At 44.7% G+C, this 21,392-nt stretch carries 17 protein-coding genes; 7 read left to right on the top strand and 10 right to left on the bottom strand.

What is annotated here, in order from left to right; all coding sequences use genetic code 11:
• Positions 1-153 precede the first annotated feature (153 nt).
• Both AC3CIA_RS19210 and AC3CIA_RS19205 read right to left on the bottom strand, forming a co-directional pair.
• The gene (locus AC3CIA_RS19210; RefSeq protein ID WP_010432072.1) at positions 154-1,167 is read right to left on the bottom strand and encodes a TAXI family TRAP transporter solute-binding subunit; all 1,014 of its coding nucleotides are present in this window, start codon (positions 1,165-1,167) and stop codon (positions 154-156) included.
• A gap of 318 nt (positions 1,168-1,485) precedes the next feature.
• The gene (locus tag AC3CIA_RS19205; protein ID WP_145563432.1) at positions 1,486-2,829 is read right to left on the bottom strand and encodes a sigma-54-dependent transcriptional regulator; all 1,344 of its coding nucleotides are present in this window, start codon (positions 2,827-2,829) and stop codon (positions 1,486-1,488) included.
• A 208-nt stretch (positions 2,830-3,037) separates the two neighbouring features.
• Between AC3CIA_RS19205 and AC3CIA_RS19200 the strand changes: the two genes are divergently transcribed.
• Positions 3,038-5,113: an ATP-binding protein gene (locus AC3CIA_RS19200; RefSeq protein WP_237289919.1), complete on the top strand. Its 2,076-nt coding sequence runs from the start codon at positions 3,038-3,040 to the stop codon at positions 5,111-5,113.
• A 120-nt stretch (positions 5,114-5,233) separates the two neighbouring features.
• Here the strand turns inward: AC3CIA_RS19200 and AC3CIA_RS19195 are convergent, their stop codons facing one another.
• The 6 genes from AC3CIA_RS19195 to AC3CIA_RS19170 all read right to left on the bottom strand — a co-directional run bounded on the left by AC3CIA_RS19195 (position 5,234) and on the right by AC3CIA_RS19170 (position 13,222).
• Positions 5,234-7,684: a family 20 glycosylhydrolase gene (locus AC3CIA_RS19195; RefSeq protein ID WP_488519548.1), complete on the bottom strand. Its 2,451-nt coding sequence runs from the start codon at positions 7,682-7,684 to the stop codon at positions 5,234-5,236.
• A 127-nt stretch (positions 7,685-7,811) separates the two neighbouring features.
• Entirely contained in the window at positions 7,812-8,447 is a 636-nt protein-coding gene (locus tag AC3CIA_RS19190; RefSeq protein WP_488519547.1) for a bifunctional 4-hydroxy-2-oxoglutarate aldolase/2-dehydro-3-deoxy-phosphogluconate aldolase, read from the bottom strand.
• Positions 8,448-8,461: 14 nt separating this feature from the next.
• Positions 8,462-9,409, bottom strand: coding sequence for a sugar kinase (locus AC3CIA_RS19185; RefSeq protein ID WP_488519546.1), 948 nt, complete (start codon positions 9,407-9,409; stop codon positions 8,462-8,464).
• 130 nt (positions 9,410-9,539) lie between these two features.
• Positions 9,540-11,051 (bottom strand): sodium:solute symporter family protein, encoded by a 1,512-nt coding sequence (locus AC3CIA_RS19180; RefSeq protein WP_102556398.1) that lies wholly within the window; start codon positions 11,049-11,051, stop codon positions 9,540-9,542.
• Between the two features lie 205 nt (positions 11,052-11,256).
• Complete coding sequence (locus tag AC3CIA_RS19175) at positions 11,257-11,649, bottom strand: RidA family protein (RefSeq protein ID WP_004732497.1); 393 nt, start codon at positions 11,647-11,649, stop codon at positions 11,257-11,259.
• Between the two features lie 139 nt (positions 11,650-11,788).
• On the bottom strand, positions 11,789-13,222 hold the full coding sequence (locus tag AC3CIA_RS19170) for an N-acyl-D-amino-acid deacylase family protein (RefSeq protein ID WP_488519545.1): 1,434 nt from the start codon (positions 13,220-13,222) through the stop codon (positions 11,789-11,791).
• A 176-nt stretch (positions 13,223-13,398) separates the two neighbouring features.
• Between AC3CIA_RS19170 and AC3CIA_RS19165 the strand changes: the two genes are divergently transcribed.
• Both AC3CIA_RS19165 and AC3CIA_RS19160 read left to right on the top strand, forming a co-directional pair.
• Complete coding sequence (locus AC3CIA_RS19165; RefSeq protein WP_488519544.1) at positions 13,399-14,673, top strand: amino acid deaminase; 1,275 nt, start codon at positions 13,399-13,401, stop codon at positions 14,671-14,673.
• Between the two features lie 117 nt (positions 14,674-14,790).
• Positions 14,791-15,654, top strand: coding sequence for a MurR/RpiR family transcriptional regulator (locus AC3CIA_RS19160; RefSeq protein ID WP_488519543.1), 864 nt, complete (start codon positions 14,791-14,793; stop codon positions 15,652-15,654).
• A gap of 124 nt (positions 15,655-15,778) precedes the next feature.
• Here AC3CIA_RS19160 and AC3CIA_RS19155 read toward each other — a convergent pair whose 3' ends face one another.
• The gene (locus AC3CIA_RS19155; RefSeq protein ID WP_488519542.1) at positions 15,779-16,321 is read right to left on the bottom strand and encodes an AAA family ATPase; all 543 of its coding nucleotides are present in this window, start codon (positions 16,319-16,321) and stop codon (positions 15,779-15,781) included.
• 53 nt (positions 16,322-16,374) lie between these two features.
• On the bottom strand, positions 16,375-16,914 hold the full coding sequence (locus AC3CIA_RS19150) for a hydrolase (protein WP_488519541.1): 540 nt from the start codon (positions 16,912-16,914) through the stop codon (positions 16,375-16,377).
• A 191-nt stretch (positions 16,915-17,105) separates the two neighbouring features.
• Between AC3CIA_RS19150 and AC3CIA_RS19145 the strand changes: the two genes are divergently transcribed.
• The 4 genes from AC3CIA_RS19145 (at position 17,106) to AC3CIA_RS19130 (ending at position 21,372) form a co-directional block, all read left to right on the top strand.
• Positions 17,106-17,675, top strand: a complete 570-nt coding sequence (locus AC3CIA_RS19145) for a porin family protein (RefSeq protein WP_488519540.1) — start codon at positions 17,106-17,108, stop codon at positions 17,673-17,675.
• A 233-nt stretch (positions 17,676-17,908) separates the two neighbouring features.
• Entirely contained in the window at positions 17,909-19,531 is a 1,623-nt protein-coding gene (locus AC3CIA_RS19140; RefSeq protein ID WP_488519539.1) for a phosphoethanolamine transferase, read from the top strand.
• A 330-nt stretch (positions 19,532-19,861) separates the two neighbouring features.
• Positions 19,862-20,797, top strand: coding sequence for a CorA family divalent cation transporter (locus tag AC3CIA_RS19135; RefSeq protein WP_488519538.1), 936 nt, complete (start codon positions 19,862-19,864; stop codon positions 20,795-20,797).
• A complete protein-coding gene (locus tag AC3CIA_RS19130; RefSeq protein WP_102551883.1) occupies positions 20,797-21,372 on the top strand; it encodes a mechanosensitive ion channel family protein in 576 nt (191 codons plus the stop codon). Before AC3CIA_RS19135 ends, AC3CIA_RS19130 begins: the two co-directional genes overlap by 1 nt.
• The last annotated feature ends 20 nt before the right edge of the window (positions 21,373-21,392 follow it).

The raw sequence follows: 21,392 nt of genomic DNA, 5'->3' as shown, positions 1-21,392 counted from the left end.
GTTTTCACTTCAAATAATCGAACAAGACGGAGACGGTCAAATCAGACAAAGTAGCCGAAACAGATGAAAACGCACCAAGCAATTAATTAACGCGAATATTCAGTTCACGCCAAATAGCGAGTTAAAGATAAATGGCTAATCGAAGACAAAGGGTTAGTCGACGATCAACTCAGAAGGGATTTCTATGCCCACTTCTTTATAGTAACGAGCAGCACCTGGGTGAAGCGGAACAGGAAGGCCTGCGATCCCTTTCTCAAGTGCCATTGCTTTGGTTGCTTTGTGGATACCTTGTAGGAAAGGTAGGTTTTCATAGATAGCTTTGGTCAATTGATACACATCTTCTTCAGAAATGTCTTCACGAACCGCTAGGAAGTTAGGTTGGGCAATCGTAGTAATTGGTTTATCGACACCTGGATAAGTGTTTGCTGGGATCTCATACTTGGTCCAAATATTGTAATCACCATTCGCTTGTTTGATTTGTGCATCGGTAAACGACAAGATTTGAATATCTTCACCCAGTGCTGCAAAGGCTTGCGTCACCGCACCAACAGGAACACCAGCAGGCGTGTTCATACCATCAATTGTGCCATTTTGTAATGCGCTCGCACTGCCACCGTAACCCATAAAGGCGAGTTTAAATTGTTCTGGGTCCACGGATAAGCCTTGCATGATTTGACGACCTGAGTTTTCAGTCCCAGAGTTCTTCTTACCGATAGAGAATTTCTTACCGTTTAGGTTCTCTAGATCGCTTACCGTACCTGTTTTTGCTAGATCTGAACGCACAATAAAGTGTTCTACGTTTTGCCATAACATGGAAACTGAACGCAGTTGAGTTTGTCTGCCAGATTTCTCATATGGCCCCAAACCCTGCCAAGCCCAAGCACCATACAAACCTTGTAGAATGGCGAACTGAGCTTCGTTCTCGTTCAACAACTTTACGTTCTCACCCGAGCCCGCAGAGCTAATAGCCGCTAAAGAAAAGTGCTGCTTAGGCGCAAGCTTAACTTTACTCAATGTCGCTAAGGCCACACCTACCGGATAGTAAGTACCACCCGTTGAGGCCGTCGCTAAAATATAGCTGCGATCCTCTTCAGCTGACGCATTACTGATAAGGCCAAGAGAAGCCATTGCTATCGCTAAAGTTTTAACTAGCTTGTTGTATTTCATTGTTACTCTCCATGTAGGGTTATTCACGTTATATTTTTGTTAACAACAATCACTAGATAGCAAGCACAATGCCAATTTTTAAAATACTGTTTTTATTGAAATTTATTTTAAAACCCACCTAAAGTAAGCCATTTTTTGCTTATTTCACTACTAATGAGTAAGCTATTTTTTGCTTATCCAAAGCCGCAGTTAACATCCCCTTAAAGGTGGTCAGGTCACATCATGTTATATTTATGTGATCAATGTTTATAAAGTGATAAATATACGATGAGCCATTTATTGCTCATCAATATCCAATAAACACGACTGTCAAACCGATCATTGAGAATCGACGTAGTCACTTCGATTCAACGCATAACGCACCATCTTTTGGTTCAATGTTCGACGAGGTAAATCCAAGTCTTGCATAACATCATTGATGCGACCTTGATAACGAACTAAGGCATCATGAATCACTTTCCGTTCAAAGCTCTGCACTTGAACCGCCAACGGGATGCCTGCCGTTGTGGACTCTGTGACAGAATTAGGACGACACGCCAAAATATCACCAACGGTCAGGCTTTCATCCAGCGCAAAACGAATCGCAACATTACGCAGTTCACGCACATTGCCCGGCCATGCATACGACAACAAGGCATAGCGATCGGCTTCACTGGCCGCTCGGGTTTCGCTGTTCGCTTCTTGAGTGAAGTGTTCAAAAAGGATAAGAGCATCGTCTTCTCGTTCACTAAGGGGAGGTAAATGCAGTTGAGCAACGTTCAAACGATAGAAAAGATCTTGGCGAAAGTCCGGATGATTTAAAAGGTCGCATTTCGAAGCTGAAACTATTCTTAAATCAACATGTTGCTGTTGATTACCACCGACACGCTCAACAACATTGTCTTGTAAAGTACGTAGCACTTTGACTTGCATCGACAACGGCATACTTTCTATTTCGTCAAGAAAGACCGTACCTTTGTCGGCAAATTCAAGCTTACCAATGCGTCGTTTAGCAGCACCAGTAAATGCCCCGGCTTCATGACCAAACAGCTCGCTTTCAAATAGATTCTCTGGAATCGCACCACAGTTTAGTGGCACAAAAGGATGAGGTTTACGCTGACTAAATTTATGTAAACAAGAGGCAACGAGCTCTTTCCCACAGCCAGTTTCACCATAAATGATCACGTTGGTATCAATTGAAGCGACTTTTTGTATTTGTTCTCGTAATGCACACATCACTCTGCTGCGGCCAATCAGAACTTGTTCAATGCCCTTCAGGTTATCCAAATAGCTTTGACGATTTATCCTATCTTGACCACTTTGATGTTTATCTACCGCTTCCGATACCGTTTGAGACAAACGCTCTGGATCGAACGGCTTTTCTATAAAATCATACGCGCCTTGCTGTAATGCCTTAACGGCCATATCGACATCACCATGTCCGGTGATCAAGATAACAGGTACTTCTGGCACCAAATCTTTAAAGCGACTTAACAGTTCAACACCATCAATATCAGGTAAGCGCACATCGCTAATGATGGTCTGAAAATCACCTTCCACGACCGCATCTAACGCGTCTTGTCCAACCTCAAATGCGGTGACATCGAAGCCTGCCAACTGCAACCATTGGCTGGTTGCTTGACGCACAATTGCGTCATCTTCAATCAAAGCAATACGTTGCATGATCTCTTCCCATCGCTTACACCTAAATAATATCGACCACGGTATGTAAAAAAGCCGCAGACTAAAAGGAGCTAGCTCCCACTTTGAATAACACTCCTTTAACAGTTTTATAATGTTTGCTAGCTTCAATTTGTTCCAGATTCAACCTTCCATGTGGTAATAAAACGCAGCTTTTCAACTCAATAATTTAAAAAGGATTTAATCAAGAATGGTTAACAAAAATCGATATTGGTTGTTCCTGTTTGCCTGTTTATTGATTGGTTTAGTTCAGGTAACCACCAAAAGTGGCATAAGCCAATGGAAGCTAGAACAAGCTCAGCGTTACGCAGAACAGCGCTTCCTTGGATACATTGCCGAAGCAAGACGCACGCTCAAACGTTTTTACTATTTGCCTTATCTCGTGACGAACGATGAAACCAGCGTGCGTTTTATTGATGGTGACATTCGCCTCCAAAAACACATTAAAAAACAGCTGATTCAGTTAGACAAAGCGGCTAACACCAAAGGATGGTATCTACTTTCCGCAAACGGTGATTTGCTTGTTTCTAGCGTAGAAAGGAACAAACTCAGTAAAAAAAGCGCCAGCACTATTGTGTCCAAGATCCACCAGCAAGGCGGTGCGATCTCCCTAGTAACCAAAAATAAAGGCGTCACACCCGATTATTTTATTGCTGCACCCGTTTATCGAGCATCCGATGTGGTAGGCATTGTTGCAGTACAAATTGATTTATCATTACTGATCGACCAATGGTTTGCCGATGGTGAAGCCATCTTGTTTCAAAACCCTCGCGATCAGTTTTTTCTATCGAGTGATCACCGATTGAATGCAGATTGGTTCAATGAAAATTTCACTTCACAACCGCTCGCTACAAAGCGTGAGCTATATGACCAAACCCACATTCGAGTATGGCGACTGAAAGATAAAGATTACCTTATTCAATCCATAAAGTTAGACGACCTCAATTGGCGCTTAACCTACCTAACGCCGTTAACCAGCCTAAACCAAACCACAAGTTGGATAAGTTGGAGCGTCGCGGTAGGTTGTCTGTTCATTCTGTTATTGCTGGTTATTCTTTATCAAAGACGTCAGAAAAAGCTCAGCAATTTACGAATACAAAAACTCATCGAAGAGTCGGAAAAGCGTCTGTCTGGGATGATCAATAAAACGCACGTTGGGCTAGTGCTGATCGACAAACATGGTCATATCCATGATATTAACCTCATGGCCAAGAACTACTTCTCACTATCCGATTCAATGATCAGTAACATCAAAGCTTGGCAGTTATTTGAGGCAGGCAATCCAAATTCAACCACCTTGCAATTGCTTCAGAACCTAGATCAACACCAAGAACTGGCCGAAATAACCAGCGTCGAAACCATGGCAAGGCGCAGCGATGGTAGCTACTTTCCGGTACTGTTCTCTATAAGTGCCTTTCCTTGGCATGCGACCACTTATTATCTGTGTACCGTGATCGATATTAGTAAGCGCAAAAAAGCAGAAATTGCAGTGCAAAATGCTAATAAAACGCTTCAACTACGTGTAGAAGAGCGAACACAAGACCTGAAAGACGCACAACAAGAACTGGTTGAATCAAGCAAACTTGCCGCACTAGGGCGGATGTCGAGTGCGATCACTCATGAGCTCAATCAACCGCTTACTGGTCTAAAAACCCTGCTTTCAAGTAATCAACTACTGATGGAAAGAGGCGAGACCAAGATGTTGAAAGCGAACATGGACTTAGTGATGAGCCTCATCGACAGAATGGCCAACATGACCAGTCAATTGAAGTCGTTCGCATTTAAAAGACTTGAGAAGCCCTATCCAGTTTCACTGACTGACGCACTGCAAGAAACCCTACGAATTCACCAAGCCGAATTAGACAAAATCGATATTCGCGTGCGTGTTGCTTCTAATATTTCGATGGTGATGGGAGAAGAGGCGCGACTTCGTCAAGTGCTTGGCAACCTAATCAGAAATGCTGTGGACGCTACGCAGAATCAAACACCCGCGACCATTGTTATCAGCGCACATACCGATCAACAACGTGTGATCATCAAGGTGCAAGATAATGGCTGTGGCGTGTCAGAAGACCAACTCGAAACCATTTTCGAACCCTTCCATACCAACAAAAAGATGGGCGAAGGCTTAGGACTCGGGCTGGCTATAACAGCAAACAATGTTCGGGATATGCAAGGTACCTTGATAGCGAAGAACAACCCAGACCAAGGCATGACATTCACGTTAACGCTACAGAATATTGATAGTGATAGTGATTATAAGTAGCCGCTTACATAGAGTTTAGAATTCCCACCTGGTTGAGAAGCTAGAACTAAAAAACCGCCCACAGAGGGCGGTTTTGATTCACTTGTTGGCGTGTGACTTATTCGCTAATCCGTTAACGGCTTACTCAGCTAACTGCTTCAACAGTAGCTCTGTCGGACGAACAATCGCGATGATCGATTCGTCGTAGATCTTCGCTGAATCAGACAGTATCGCTTGGTAGGCATTCGCATCTGATGCTCTAACTTTTTCACCCGCTTGTGCTTTAGCAATCAAGGTTAACGCCAAGTCTGCGACTTCCGCCGTTTTCTCTGCGACAACCACAGTCTCTACCGAAGATACGTTGCCAGCGAAGACAGTTTTAGCCGCTAGTGCAGCCGATTTTGCTTTCTGATAATGCTCAGCAAGTTGCTCAAGCGCTTGTTGATTACCCGTCGCAACGTCGTTGACCAAATCTTGCATCTCATACACGGCGTAGCTTTCCACTGGTAGCGCATCAACAAAGCGGTTTAGGCGCTCGTATTGGCTGTATAAAGTGCCCTTAGGTTCAGTCGAATTCCACTTCTCCCAGTTGCGCGCGTAGTACTGTGCTGGCTCGGTGTACTTGGCAAGCACGCGCAGGTCGTGAATATCCTGCCCTTTGGTAATACGTTTTAACAGCATGTCAGCGTCCGCATGATGACGTAGGCCAACCGACACTTCAGACCATGTATCCATCGCTTTCATGCGCTTGTACATGCTGCGCTCGTCCGTCAATTCCGCATCAGACCAGAAACGTTCTGCAATTGCATAGCTGCGTGGCCATAGGTAGTTTTCGACCGTGAGGCTGTCTTTGTTCTCTAGCCACATGGTGATCTCGCCGCCCAAGATAAGCTCTTTTTCTTTATCCGTTAATTCTGCTGGGTAACCACCATTCGGTTCAGGAATCACGCTGCCTTCAACATCACTGCTCGCAATCACTTCACCAGTGGTTGGCCAGCGCACGTTACCCACCAGTTGATAACTGCTTTCTGCAAAACCCTTTGGATTTAGGTTTAAGTTGAACTCGGTGTACGACATGAAGTTATCGAAGTGGCCAACAAAGGTTTTGCCCGGCACATAATCAAGGATAAAGATCTCTTCGCGAGACTTACCGTTGTAATCACTGAAGGCACGGAAAGTACCGTCTTTCGCTTCAATGATGGTCAGTGTTCCCTTACGTGGGCCGCCTTTTGAACGTGGCTTTTCCCATTGATACGTCACGAATTTTTCGCCACTGTGCAGCTTATCGTCAACAGTGATACCGCTTGGCATTGGGTCATTGCGATAATGGTAGCTAGTCGGCTGAGGTTGATCTAGGTAGTAACCCGTAGAAAGAATACCTGGGTAGCCCTCTTTCGCCGCACGGCCAATGCTGTCGTGCCCTTGCCAGCTTTGAATCACGATCGAAGTCGGCAGATCTTTATGCCAAATCTCATCCCAACCCGTCATCTTCTTACCGCGCTCTTCGAGCATCTTCTCGACTTTTACGTTGAGGTAAGACTGCAGACCACGTTCGCCATCGATATTGTTCTCTTCAATGAACTGTTGGTGCTTTTCGCTGTTTTTCCACTGCGCATAATTTGGCTCATCGCCACCAATGTGGAAGTACTCATCAGGGAACAGCTCGGTCACTTCATCAAACACATCACCAAGCATCTCATAGACTTCTGGGTTCAGTGGATCCATGAGCGGTTCAAACACACCCCAGCCACGTTCTTGTTCGTAGCTTTGACCTTCACCACCAGACATCAAGCGTGGGTAAGCGTGAGCAACCGCAGAAGAGTGACCCGGAAGAGACACCTCTGGAATCACACGAATACCAAGGTTACGCGCGTATTCAACTAGGTAGCGAACTTGGTCTTTGGTGTAGTAATTACCATCAGCGGTTTCAGACCACAGACGCGGCCATGATTCGGTTTGAATGCGAATGCCTTGATCGTCCCAGAAGTGCCAATGGAACACGTTCATTTTCGCCGACGCCATCGCATCTAACTGACGAATCAACACATCGAATTCAATAAAATGACGTGACGTGTCGTAAGAAACACCACGCCAGCGGAAACGAGGCTCATCGACAATCGTAACAGCAGGAATATGGTAACCAGTTGCTGTGGTTTCGACGAGTTGTAAAAGGGTTTCGATGCCGTGAATAGTGCCGTATGGGCTTGGAGAGCTCAGCGTGATTTGTTCACCCTGAGTGGTAATTTTGTACGACTCTACAGAGTCGATGTTTTGTACTTCAGATTTTGGTGCTGCGTCGATATCTATGATCAGGTTCGCTTCGCCTGCACTATCCACCTGCCAATTTAGAATCGGAACACCTGTCTGACGCTCAAGGCGATCAATAAAGCGTTTCGCCGTGTATTCAACACGATCAGAATTAAAGCCTTTGATGTAAACCTTGAAGTTACCGTCGACCTTAACTTGTCCAGCTTGCAGCTCGACCGTTTGCGGGTACGGCATTAAATTTAGATCGGTATTTGGAGCCATTGCTAACGCCATTGGGGACACTACTGAACCTGAAATCAATAGGGATAATATAGTTTTTTTCATTATTAGTTTTCCTATATAAATATGGTTCTGTTTTGTTTCTCGGAGGCGATTCACAAAACAGAACCATCAGCCACTGCTATTGCTCGTTATCTCTCATTCGAAAGGTTGTTATCGCTAGTTCAAAAGCTTATTGCTCGTTAACAAGAGCGACCGCTTCACGAACCAATACTGCAATCTCATCCCATTGCTCGTTCTCGATCATCTTTGGCGACACCATCCAAGTACCACCACAGCACATCACGCGATCGACGGCTAGGTAGTCATTGACGTTGTGTTTACCGATACCGCCCGTTGGCATCAAAGACACATCAACGTATGGCGCTAACAGAGATTTCACCATGTTGATGCCGCCAGACGCTTCTGCAGGGAAGAACTTCAAGAAGTTAAGGCCAAGTTCCAGCGCTTGCTCTACTTGGCTTGGGTTGTTTACGCCCGGAACGATTGGCATGCCGATTTCTTGGCAACGTTTTACGGTATTTGGGTTCAGGCCCGGAGCTACGATGAATTCGCTGCCCGACTCTTTCGCAAGGTCGATCTGCGCTGGCGTTAATACTGTGCCAGCACCGATACACATCTCTGGGTATGCATCGCGCATCGCACGAATCGCGTCTGCTGCCGCTTCAGTACGGAATGTTACTTCAGCAACTGGTAGGCCGTTTTCTACCAACACTTTTGCCAGTGGAATCGCGTGTTCAACCTTGTTGATTTGGATAACAGGGATAACTTTGAATTGCTTAAGTTTGTTGATCATTTCTTGAGACATAATAATTCCGCTTTTTATTTTTTAATCAGTTGGCTCATAGCGCTCATAGGGATGATTGCGCCAGAGTATTGAATAACGATGGAAGCCAGTTGGTGGCCAAGTTCGGCTGCGTCGGTGGCGCTCTCGCTAGTAAGACGCGCAGCTAAATAACCCGCGGCGAATGAATCGCCCGCAGCACAGGTATCAACCACGTTAGAAACACGAGTTGCTGAGACATAATTCTCAATAATGTTGCCCAGTTCAACTTGAACAATCTTGCATGGCTCGCAGCCACGTTTGATAACGATCTCTTGGCAACCCAAACGAAGGCAGCGTTGTTGAACGCTCTCTGAGTTACCCCATACAAGCAGATCGTCGTCTTCGGTAATTAAGGCGATGTCTACCAATGGCAGTAACTTGGCGTACCAATGTCGAGCTTGCTCAGTGCTCCAAAGTTGCGGGCGATAGTTGTTATCAAAAATCACCTTGCCGCCTTGGTTTGAGAACACGCTAATGGCTTTGAATAAACGCTCGCGAGAGGCGTCATCTAAAATCGCGATACTGATACCGCTGATGTAGACCGCGTCGACTTGTTTCTCTGTCAGTGCGATTTCAAGCTTATTCAAGTCATTAGCAAGGAAGTAAGATTTTACTGCCGCGTCGTTGCGCCAGTAGTGAAAGTGTCGCTCACCAGTCTCGTCGGTTTCGACCATGTAGAGCCCAGGAAGCTTGTTCGCAATGCGTTCAACGAAATTGGTTTGAATACCTTCGAGCTGCCAGTTATCGACCATATTCTGAGACAGTTCATCGCTACCAAGACCCGTCGCGTAATGAACAGAGAGGTTTTGATGCTGGGTTAAGCGTGAAAGGTAAAGTGCGGTATTGAGCGTGTCACCGCCGAATTTTTTGGTTAATGGAGAGCCGCTGATTTCGACCATGCACTCGCCAAAGAACGCAATATTGAAGTTAGAAGATGCAGGCATAGCCGATCCTAAAATAGAGAGATAAATGGGGAAGAAGGCCCTACCGAGAAGCAGAGCCTGAGCTAGCTAAATCACTCCACAACTTGTTGTACTGAATTTGTTGTACTAACTAGCTGTGGAGCGTTTTAGATTAGCTTGTTTGATTAGCAGGACGTTGAGAAGACGCTTCTTCAAGCACACCTGAATCTGACAATTCCATTTCCATCAGAGCACGCTCGTCATCAAGAATTGCTTTCGCCATTTCTGGTGTCACTTGGTTAGCCGGAGTACATAGGCTCACCAGCACGCCAGCCGTTAGAGCCACTAGACAAGAAGGAATCACAGGGTTGCCCCAGAAAGCCGTGTAGTCTGCATTTAGCATTACGACAAATGAAGCCACAGATGCACCCGCTAGCGTAGCAAGCGCACCCTGCCAGTTGTAACGTTTCCAGAATCGACCCAACATACCGCACACAAACATGCCCGACATTACGGTTGAAATCATTTTCGTGATGTAGCCAATGATGTCGTTTGACGTTAGTGCGAACAACAGTGCAAAACCAATCACCACAATCAGTGCCAAGCGAGAATAGTTCACCATTGACTCTTTGTTTGGTACGCGGCCAGTGAACATCACGTAAACATCACGAAGTAGGATAGAAACACCTGCTATCGCATCTGAACTTGCGCTCGACATCGTTGCAGAAAGACCCGCGATAAGAACAATCATGCCAACGCCAACCGGAAGAACCGTTGCAGCAACATAAGGGAACGAGTAGTTCGCATTATCCAATGTTGGGTCAATGGCATGTGCTGCCATACCGATGATTGCAGGGATGATTGAGAAGAAAAGGTACAACACACCCGATGCAACAAATGAGCGACGAACCGTTGATACATCTTTACCTGAGTAGATACGCTGACGGAATGAAGGCGTCGCCAGTACACCCACGCCGATAACCACAGCCAGAGATACAGCAGGCAGAAGGCCCAGTTTATCGATTGCTAAAAAGCTTGTAGCAGCAGGGTCCATCGCAGCGTAAAGGTTATCCATGCCGCCGATGTAATCGACTGACATTACCGCCATCAAGATGAAGCCAGCAAAAAGGATGATCGCTTGAATGGTATCGGTCCATACAACCGCAGTGTAACCACCGATCACCACGTAAATAGTGAATGCTGCAGCAATAATGATTTTCGCTAGGTTGAGATCGATGTCTGCAATCCATGCTAAGTACATGCCGCCACCTAGAATGTGAGCGCCTAACCAACCAATTGAGGCGACAAAGATCAGTACACCTACAACGTTTTTCACGATGCGGTTAGCGCCAACATAGTAAGCCAGCTCTTCACTCATGGTCATGAAGTTCAATTTACGAACCGGAGCAAACCAAAGTGCAAGTAATAGGATGCCTATCGCACCACCAATGCCGTACAGAGCACCTGCCCAGCCATTTGCGTAGCCGAAGCCAACCGCACCCATACTTGAACCCGTACCGACCATCGTCGCTACTGTTGTACCAAGTACTAAGAACATAGGTAGGCCACGGCCACCTAATAAGAAATCTTCGCCAGATTTTTGGTTACGCGAGACAAACCAGCCTAACCAAATTAAAAATAATACGTACACGCCGAAGCCTGTAAGAAAAAGTGTGCTGTTCATTTGACACCTCTCAGTGAAATATTGAGTTCATTCTTGAACTTTATTTATGATTCATTCATTTTATATTTCATATAATTACTTTATTGATTTTATCTTTTTTAATTAAAGTAATTTTTATAAATGTAGGGTGAGAGTATTAAAGGATAATAACAGGGATAACTAACCCCTAATACTCTCTAAGTAGGTAATTGTGATTAGGTTATTACTATCCGCGATCGGCGCGGTAGCAAGTCACATCTACTTCAACCTTCACGTCTACAACTAAGTCGCAAACCATGCAGATACGAGCCGGTGGATTAGCACCGAAGAACTCTTTGAATACCTTATTAAAAGATTGGAAGTAACGAGAATCCGTTAGCACAACCTTTACGTGCATTACGTCTTCTAGGCCGTAGCCCGCTTCAGTCATGATATCGACACAGTTTTGGATCGCTAGGCGAGACTGGTCAACAATACCACCCTCAACCACTTCACCATCTGTCATCGGTGTCTGGCCAGAAACGTATAGGAAACCACCTGCTTCAGTTGCACGTGCAAATGGTAAATGTTGTCCGCCTGTACCTGTACCGCCTTCAACACCGTAACGTTTAATAGTCATTTTTTAACTCCACTTATTTATAGATAATATTGGCTTTATAGATAACATTGTCTTTATAAATAAAACAGTTTCTATTCCAATATATTCAAACTAATTCGCCGTTTTTATAATCACCTGAATTTAATAAATAATTTAAATTCTAGTTTCGGTAAATAAAAACGCCTGAACGATTATTTCTTACTTTTCCTTGCTGGTAAGTTAACTCACCATTTACAAATACACTTTCTATTCCTTCAGCAACTGAAATAGGATTTTCAAATGTTGCTGTGTCTTTAATATTCTTTGGATCAAATAAAACTAAATCGGCAAAGGCACCACAGCGAACTTCGCCTCGGCCCGCTAAGTTGTAACGCTGAGCCGACATTCCGGTCATCTTGTGAATCGCTTCTGGCAACGAGAACAGTTTTTCATCTCGGCAGTAGTGACCTAGCACTTTCGGGAAGGTGCCCCACAATCTTGGGTGTGGATGCGGGTCATTAGGTAAACCGTCTGAGCCGACCATGGTCAATTTGTATTTCAATACACGCTTTACGTCGTTCTCATCCATGCAGTGGTAAACCGCACCCGCAGGTTGAAGCGCTTTTGCTGCGTCCATCAGGGGTAAGTTCATTTCATCAGCAATCTGCTTCAGCGTTTTGCCTGCATGTTCTGGTTTTGCTTCAGACCAAGTAATGAAGATGTCGAAATCGTCGGTCACTTGTTTCAAATCTAATGTCGAAGAGCTCGCAGAGTATGGGTAGCAGTCGCAAGACACATCTTGGTGCTCAGAAACCTTGTCCATCAAATCAAGAACTTCAACAGTTCTGCCCCAGTTGCCCGCACCTGCACATTTAAGGTGAGAGATAACAACCGGCACTTTCGCGTATTGTCCTGTCTCAAACGCCTCTTCCATCGCGCTTAAGATCTCTTCAAATTCGGTACGCATATGCGTGGTATAGATGCCGCCGTGACTAGAAAGCACTTTCGCTAACTGCATCACTTCGTTGGCATTCGCTTGTTTCGCGCTGGCGTAAGCCAAACCCGAGCTCAAACCTAATGCACCTTGCGCCATCGCTAAATCAAGGTTGGTTTGCATCGCCACGATTTCGTCTTCACTTGCGGTGCGTTGCAGGTCGTCCATCACTTGGTTACGCAGTGTGGTATGGCCGACTAACGCGGCAACGTTCACTGCGGGTTGAGCTTGCTCTACCGCTTGTGCATACGCGGCAAAGGTTGGGTATTTGAAATCAGCTTGTGCGCCTAAAAGATTCATTGGGTCTGGTGGAACGCTAGCCAAAATGGTTGGCGATGCGCTGATGCCACAGTTGCCAACAATCACGGTTGTGACACCTTGGCTGATCTTAGGCAGGCAGTCTGGGTAACGAATTACATTGGTATCGTCATGTGTGTGTACATCGATAAAACCAGGAGCCAATGCTAAGCCTGCTCCCTCAACCAACTGGCCACAATCTTCGTGATCGATTTGACCAATTTCGGCTATTTTTCCATCTCGGATTGCTACATCGGCACAAAACGATTGTTCGCCGGTGCCGTCAAACACCTCTACATTTTTGATTATCGTATCGAACAACATTTTTCACTCTCTCAATCCACTGTGTTGATGGAGCTATATTAGAAATTCAGCCGATTATTTTCAGTGACAAAACACACATAATATTTTAATTTGTGTGATAGTTTCTACCACAAAACAGATTGTGGATATATTTAAATATTAAATAACAACAACTTAAATCATGTTAGGAATCAGAAATGAAACATAACTCGGCACAAAAATATGTTATAAAGTATCAAAACGATAGTTTTGTCTTGACTGAAAAAGGCCAAAAAGGGAGAGCAATATCACAATCTGAGAACGGTATTTATCGACTGGTTGATGAAGATGTTTCACTTCCGGTTGCAGTTATCAAACAATCGGCATTGACCAATAACCTAAATTGGATGCAATCATTCGCTGATCATCATCAGGTTAAATTATCGCCACACGGCAAAACTTCCATGACTCCTGATTTTTTCCGCCAACAGCTAGAAAATGGCGCTTGGGGCATAACAGTAGCCACACCTGCACAGGCAGAAGTTGCCGCAATGGCGGGTGCGAAACGCATCATCATGGCCAACCAGTTAGTGGGTAAAACCAACATGGCGATCATCGAACAACTTATTCGCGAGTTTGATGTCGATTTCTATTGTTGTGTGGATTCATCGGTAAACGTGCAGCAACTTAACCAATATTTCGCCAATGCAAAGCAGACACTAAAGGTACTGATCGAGTTTGGTGTACCGGGCGGTCGTTGTGGATGTCGTTCACCACAAGAAGTTCTAGAACTGGCTCAAACCATCCAAGACACACCAGCCCTTTCGCTGGCAGGTATTGAGGTGTACGAGGGTGTGATTCACGGTGACAATGCCGAACAAGACATTCGTACCTTCTTAAATCAGGCGCTCACTTCGGTCGAAAGCCTCGCATCAGATGGCCTAATTGCAGGGCAACCTATTATCACTGGCGCAGGTTCTGCTTGGTATGACGTGGTGGCAGAATGCTTGGCAAACCTAACCGATTACTTGGCGATCATCCGCCCGGGCTGCTATGCCATTCACGACACAGGTATTTACCTAGACGCACAAAGCAAGGTGTTGCAACGCGCCCAAGTAAACCAAGGTTACGCGTGTGAATTGGGTGGTGATTTAGAATCGGCACTTGAGGTGTGGGCTTATGTTATCTCTCGTCCTGAACCGACCAAGTTAGTGGTTGGGCTAGGCAAGCGTGATGTGGCCTTTGATGCGGGTTTACCGATTGCCGAGCGCGCCTATCGCAATGGCGAAGCAATCTCAGTGAAAGGCTTAACCTCTACTGCGGTGATGGATCAACATACCTTTGTGGAAACCGACGGTTCTTCTGAGATTGAAGTGGGCGACATGATTGCTTTCTCCACCTCACATCCGTGTTTAACCTTCGACAAATGGCGCTACATTGCCATCAGCGATGACGACCATCAGATCACAAACTGGGTGGAAACCTGTTTCTAAATCGAATTCTCGATAAGCTAGAATCAGCGAAACAATAAGATATACTAACGGGGCTAAGCCTTAGCGACCAATGACTAGGTATTAGCAAATAGCCCCATCAACAAAGGATCAGGATTCTTGAGTTTAGAAGTAGATATCATTTCACAGATAACAGAGCGTTTTCCTGCTCTTCGTGATGCAGAAAAGAAAGTCGCCAAGCTGATCATGGATGACATTGATTTTGCTGCTAATGCCAGCATCACAGAACTTGCTGAAGGTGCTCAAGTGAGCGAAGCCACCATTACGCGTTTTGCTAAGGCGATCGGCTGCAGCAACGTACGTGATATGAAGATTAAGTTGGCTCAGACACTAACCGTTGGCCAGCGCTTTATCCTTGAGCCTGTTGACCAAACGGGTTATCAAGGTATCTACGAATCGATCAAGCAGAGCCTAGACATCAACCGCACTCTGTTCAAAGAACAAGACGTTGAAACCGCAGTCAACTGGCTGCATAACGCCAGACAGATCATTGCTATCGGCATGGGTGGCGGCTCGACTATCGCCTCACAAGAACTGCAACACCGACTGTTCCGATTGGGCTACCCAGTGGTATCGTACAACGATGGTTTGATGTCAAGAATGGTTGCCGCTACAGCCGATGCCAATGACGTCATGGTGATGATCTCAGCGACCGGTTTTACGCCAGTGATCACTGAAACTGCCGAGCTAGCCAAGCAGTACGGACTTAAGATCATAGCGATTACCCCACAAGACACACCGTTGGCAAAGATTGCGGATATCTTGTTACCAATCAAACATATGGAAACCGACTTCATCTACAAACCATCGGCTTCTCGCTACGCAATGTTGGCGTTAGTGGATGTGCTTTCGATGGGAATCGCGGTCAATCATAAGAACCGATCGCGCGACAAACTGCGCCGCTTGAAGGTCGCGCTTGATTCCTACCGAGGCGGAGGCGATAGACAGCCTCTCGGTGACTAAATAGCTCGGTCACTGAGTAATCTTCGACTAATTTTTCAGCTAGTAGATTTCAATAAAAAGCCCCGCAGTATTCACTCAATCGAGTCGATACTGCGGGGCTTTTTCACTTGTGTGTTACAGGCTGTCACTCGCCAGAATTAAACGAAGCTAAGATAAACTCGACTCGGTCCTCAATAGATAGCTTGGGCACTTCCACCAGCTGATAACCAAACTGGGTATAAGCTGTCACCATATTTTCATAAGTGGCGGTCGCTTCGTCGAAATCTTGTTTACGTTCTTGATCATTGATGAAAATCGAATCCCATGGCGGGAAGATAAATACCTTGCTGTTGTATTCAAGTTCATTACAGCTACTCAACAAGAATTGAGGGATAGGCAGCGTTTCTAACAAGCTGTAACCATATGAATCCACGATACTTCTATCAAAGAAAACCAGCTGCTCACTCGATTCAAACGCTTGATAATTGGCCAACTCTTCTCGCACCATTTCATCGCGAAATGCCACTTTGTCTAACCATGGTAAGGCACTCCCTTGTTGCTCGACCTGTTGCTGAATCACTGTACGTCCAACTTCTGGTGCGCAGCGATAGCCCTGGATTTTCAAAGCGTCGATGACCGAGGTTTTGCCTGATCCCGGACCACCTGTAAATACAATTAGGTTATTCAAATGAACCTCTTCAAAGGGGGAAATTAACGAATCGGACCTTAACGAAACCCAAGTTAACGAATCAAGGACAGAATGGACTTAAATTCTGGTGCGCGGCAATCTTTCACCAGTTCGTATAAGCTCATTTCCAACCCCGAAATTTGGACACCAGCGTCCCGCAGTTGGCTGATTGCCAATTTCTTATTCAATGCTGTTCGTGAACTAATGCAATCACCAACTACCTGAACCTTATACCCAAGCTCCAACAAACCCATGGCAGTTTGATAGACACAAATATGAGCCTCAATACCACACACCAACCACGTATCCACATCTTTGGCTTGCACTGCTTCAACAAACTTGGGCTCATCACACGCGTTGAACGTGAATTTAGTTACTGGCTCAACATCGCTCAATAAGTCATTCAGTTCGCTGACTGTTGCTCCCAATTTATCTGGATTCTGTTCCAAGTAAATGATGGGCAACCCCAAAACCTGCGCGCCCTTAATCAGCTTCCGACAGTTAGAAATAAGTGTCTCACTCTCATCAACAAGGCGTGCGAGCTTGCCTTGTACGTCCACAACCACCAAACCTGTGTTTTGCTTCGTTAGCATGTTTATTCCTTGTTTGAACAACCTGACTCAATAGGCAATCTGATGTGTATCTTTTCTACTATGTAACGATTCAACTTACAAAGCCATACAGTAATAGGTACAAGACTACGGAATAATGCTCACCAACGGTCGAAAGGTCGCAAAACAAAAATTATTGATACTAGCATGACATTTAAGAGTGAGTAACAAAGATGAACAAGATAACGAAATCAGCATTAGCACTGGGCTTAATCAGCGCAGTTTCTCTTCCAGCTTTAGCTGCGGGTACTGACGGCGGTGCATACATTGGTGGCGGCCTTGGCATATACCAAGATTCTGATACCGATGGTCAAGGTAGTTTAGATTCAGACGGTATGGGCTACAACCTATATGGCGGCTACCAATTCAACCGTATCGTTGGTGTTGAACTGGGTTACAACGATTACGCAGACTACAAAAAAGGGACTGCAAAAATGTCTCCGACGTCTGTTTCTTTGTCAGCAAATCTTGGTTACACATTCGACAACACAATCCGCCCATTCGTATTGGCTGGTTTAAGCTCTGTTGACCTGAACGCAAACAAAAGCGCTGGTTACGATGACGATAGCGGTACTGGTTTCCACTTTGGTGTTGGTGTTGAATACACGCCAATCGAACATCTAACATTGCGCCTAATTTCTCAAGCAGACGCAGTGAGTGTTGAGAACGACTACGGCTTTAAGAAAGAAGACAAAACACTTGCCTTCAACAGCATTAGCTTCGGTGGTTCATACAACTTCTAGTGTGATTGAACCACATAGAATAAGCTGAACATACTAATTCACTTTGCTGTTCCACCTTGTCATGAAGGTCACTCAGTAAAGTGAATTATTTGTTTCTACACGCCCTACCGCGTCATTTCACTTTAACCAGTTTATCGCTCGTCACGCCTAATTGAGATTTATGCGTTGATATTAGAGCTTTCTTGGTAGCGAGACTAAAATAAAGGGATAAGAGACGCAGGAACTCAACTACGATGAATCTACCACGCTTAAATATGTCGATAAACAAACTCCCTTTCGTGCTGGCTGTGTATTACCTGCTTGTCATTAACTTACCTATCTCACGCGAACTGTTCAATATTCTTAGTGCCTCACAAGCCGAAAGCATTGGGTTTATCATCTCGATCCCATTTTTCTTTCTCGCCGCATTCAACTTTATCTTTCAAGTATTCAACTGGCCTATATTCGCCAAAGCCTTTTTCATCTTATTACTGCTTACTTCCTCTTTAGTCAGCTATAGCATGTTCAGCTATGGCATTTTTGTTGACTATGGAATGATAGAAAACGTTTTTGAAACCAACAGCGGAGAAGCAGCAAGTTATCTAAGTCTCTATTCGATTTTATGGTTTGTTCTAATGGGTGGTCTCCCATCACTTATGCTTTTATTCACAAACCTTAAGAGGGAATCTTGGAAAGATTTTGCTATTTGGAAAAGTATCGGTCTATTAAGTTCATTGATCGTAATCGCGATTATTGCAGGGTTATTTTACAAAGATTATGTCTCGATTGGTCGTAACAACTCTCACCTTAAAAAGATGATCATTCCAACCGAATACGTCGCTTCAACTGCAAAGTACATTAACAATACTTACATCAAAAAACCGATTCCTTACCAAGAGATCGGCTTAGACGCGCAGCTAAAACCGGAAGCTAAACAAGCAACTAAACCAACGCTATTGGTCTTTGTTCTTGGAGAAACGGCGCGTGTGTATAACTACCAATATTATGGCTATGAGAAAGAAACCAATGCTCATACCAAACCCTATAACCCGATCTTTTTCTCTGATGTCCAGTCATGCGGAACAGCCACTGCGGTTTCTGTGCCATGTATGTTTTCTAACATGAACCGAAGCAACTACGATCGCGACAAAGCCTACAACCAAGATAACGTGGTCGACATTATGAATCGCGCGGGCATTCATTCTATCTGGCGAGAGCACGATGGTGGAGACAAGGCAGTCGCACATCGAATCAAAGAGATGACTCTCGTCGCCAAAGACAGCGACCCGCTGTGTAATAAAGATGTGTGCTATGACACAGCCATGCTAGAGAACTTCGAACAAGATACACAAGATCTAACTGAAAATAACATCCTTTTTTATCATATTTCCGGATCTCACGGGCCAACTTACTTTGAGCGTTACCCAGACGAACATAAGAAGTTTGTGCCAGACTGCCCACGTTCTGATATCGAAAACTGCACCAAAGAGCAAGTGGTCAACACCTACGACAACACCATCTTGTACACAGATTTCTTTCTATCACAGGCTATTCAGAAGCTAGAGAAACTCACCGATAAGTACAATGTCGCGCTGATGTACATTTCCGATCACGGAGAATCATTGGGAGAAAATGGCGTCTACTTACACGGCATGCCTTATTCATTGGCACCGAAAGAACAAACCCATGTGCCTATGATCATGTGGATGTCTGATGGTTTCGCCGAACAAAAAGGGATAAACCAAACCTGCTTAAGAAAGGCAGGCAAAGAACAGAGCTTCTCCCAAGACAACCTGTTCGACTCTTTACTCGGCCTAATGGATGTACAAACCAAAGAATACCGAGAGAACCAAGATATTTTTGCTTCGTGTCGGTAGTGTTTTTGCTTATGTAAATCATCGGAAAACTCGAGTTGCCTGAGCAAGCTCTCCTCAACTTCCCCCGAAAAAGAAAAGACCTCGGTCTTTTCTTTTTTTTTCGTCGCTAACATGGATCCAGAGTGTTAATTTATAACGACGAAACAATGAGCTACATTTAATAGAGACAATAATGGAACAGTCCGTCGTGCTCCAAAGACCAACCTGTCTTATTAGACTTTATCTCACTCACATCGCTCATTGAACTTACCACGATTAAGCTCAGTTCAATACGGCACCTGAATGGCGCCGCAATATCAATGTTTACGTCATATCATTAAGGACAAATGAATGGACGCTTTCATAATTTCAAGCTGGCAATTTTCTGAGGGTGTGGCACATGAACACACCACCAGCCCAGCCTCATTCGAGCAATCAACTTGGTACCACTGCCAAAGAGATGCTGAAGGGTTGAGAGAATGGCTCCACAGTAATACGGTTCCAAATGCCATCATCGATTCATTACTCACAGACGACACTCGTCCTCGATTTGAGCAGTTTGGTCACGACTGCTTTTTGATGATCTTGCGAGGCATTAACCTAAACGAAGGTGCGAACCCTGACGATATGTTGAGCTTACGCATCTTATGGTACAAAGGCACCTTAGTCTCGACACGTAAAGTTCCTTCGAAAGCGGTCAGTAATCTAATATCCGATCTAAAACAAAACCAAGGTCCAACATCATTACCTGATGTCTTACTGGGAATGATCCGTGGAATTAACCATTACATATCAAGCTTCTTGACTCCCGTCGAACAACTGATTGATGAGCTAGAGTCTGAATCTCATATCGATATTAAGTCCATCAATGCTCTGCATTCAAGGCTACTTCGACTAAGGCGCTATTTGAAGCCACAGAAATACGTTTTTGAGGATTTAATGAGTGAACTGCCAGCTCCATTGAGTAAGCACAACAGTCATATAAAGAACAGCCTTGATACCATACTCAGGATTAACGAGTCGGTTGAGTTTTATATCGATCAAATTAATGTATTTTTGGCCAGTCGAAGTCAGCAGCAAGCTGAGAAAATGAATAGAAATACGTACCTATTTTCTATTATTGCGGGTATTTTCCTCCCTGCTGGGTTTTTCACCGGTTTACTCGGGGTCAATATTGCTGGTATCCCAGGAACAGACAACCCCATGGCGTTCCCACTATTTTGTGTTGGACTGCTCGCGGTCGTGGCGATTGAAGTCATTATTTTGAAAAAATTGAGGTTTATTTAATGGTTGAGTTTTTGCAATCCAATATGTGGCTTAAACAAGTGGGTTTAGGTTTACTGCTTATCGTTGTGTATTGGGTGATAAAACGCTTGGGGAAGAACTGGATAGAAACATTAGCGGAAAATAAGCGGGTCGAGTTGAAGCGGAAGCAGTTCGTGATTAAGTGTTTCAATATCGTTCTATTTCTACTCTTCATCGCTGTGTTTACGATTGTTCTTAACTTGGGCTTTGGTGATATTTCGCTGTTCTTGTCATCCATATTCGCGGTGTTGGGTGTCGCTTTATTCGCGCAATGGTCGATTCTAAGTAACCTCACAGCCAGCGTACTAATATTTTTCGTATTCCCTTATCGCATTGGTGACAGAGTAAGAGTCGCGGAGAAAGACGAAGACATCAGCGGTGTGATCATCGATATCACCATGTTCCACGTTATTCTTCGACACAGTTCGGGCAACATCATCACCTACCCTAATAACCTGATCCTACAAAAAGGCGTGATAAAGGTATTAGTTGATCCTGAGTTAAAGAGTGAAACTGTCGATACAAAACTCATCAAAGCTGAAGACTCAGGAAAGTAATGCGCCCTATTCAACGTCCC

It is taken from the genome of Vibrio sp. QJM3NY_27 (assembly GCF_057785955.1).
This window is presented reverse-complemented; position numbering and strand designations above follow the sequence as displayed.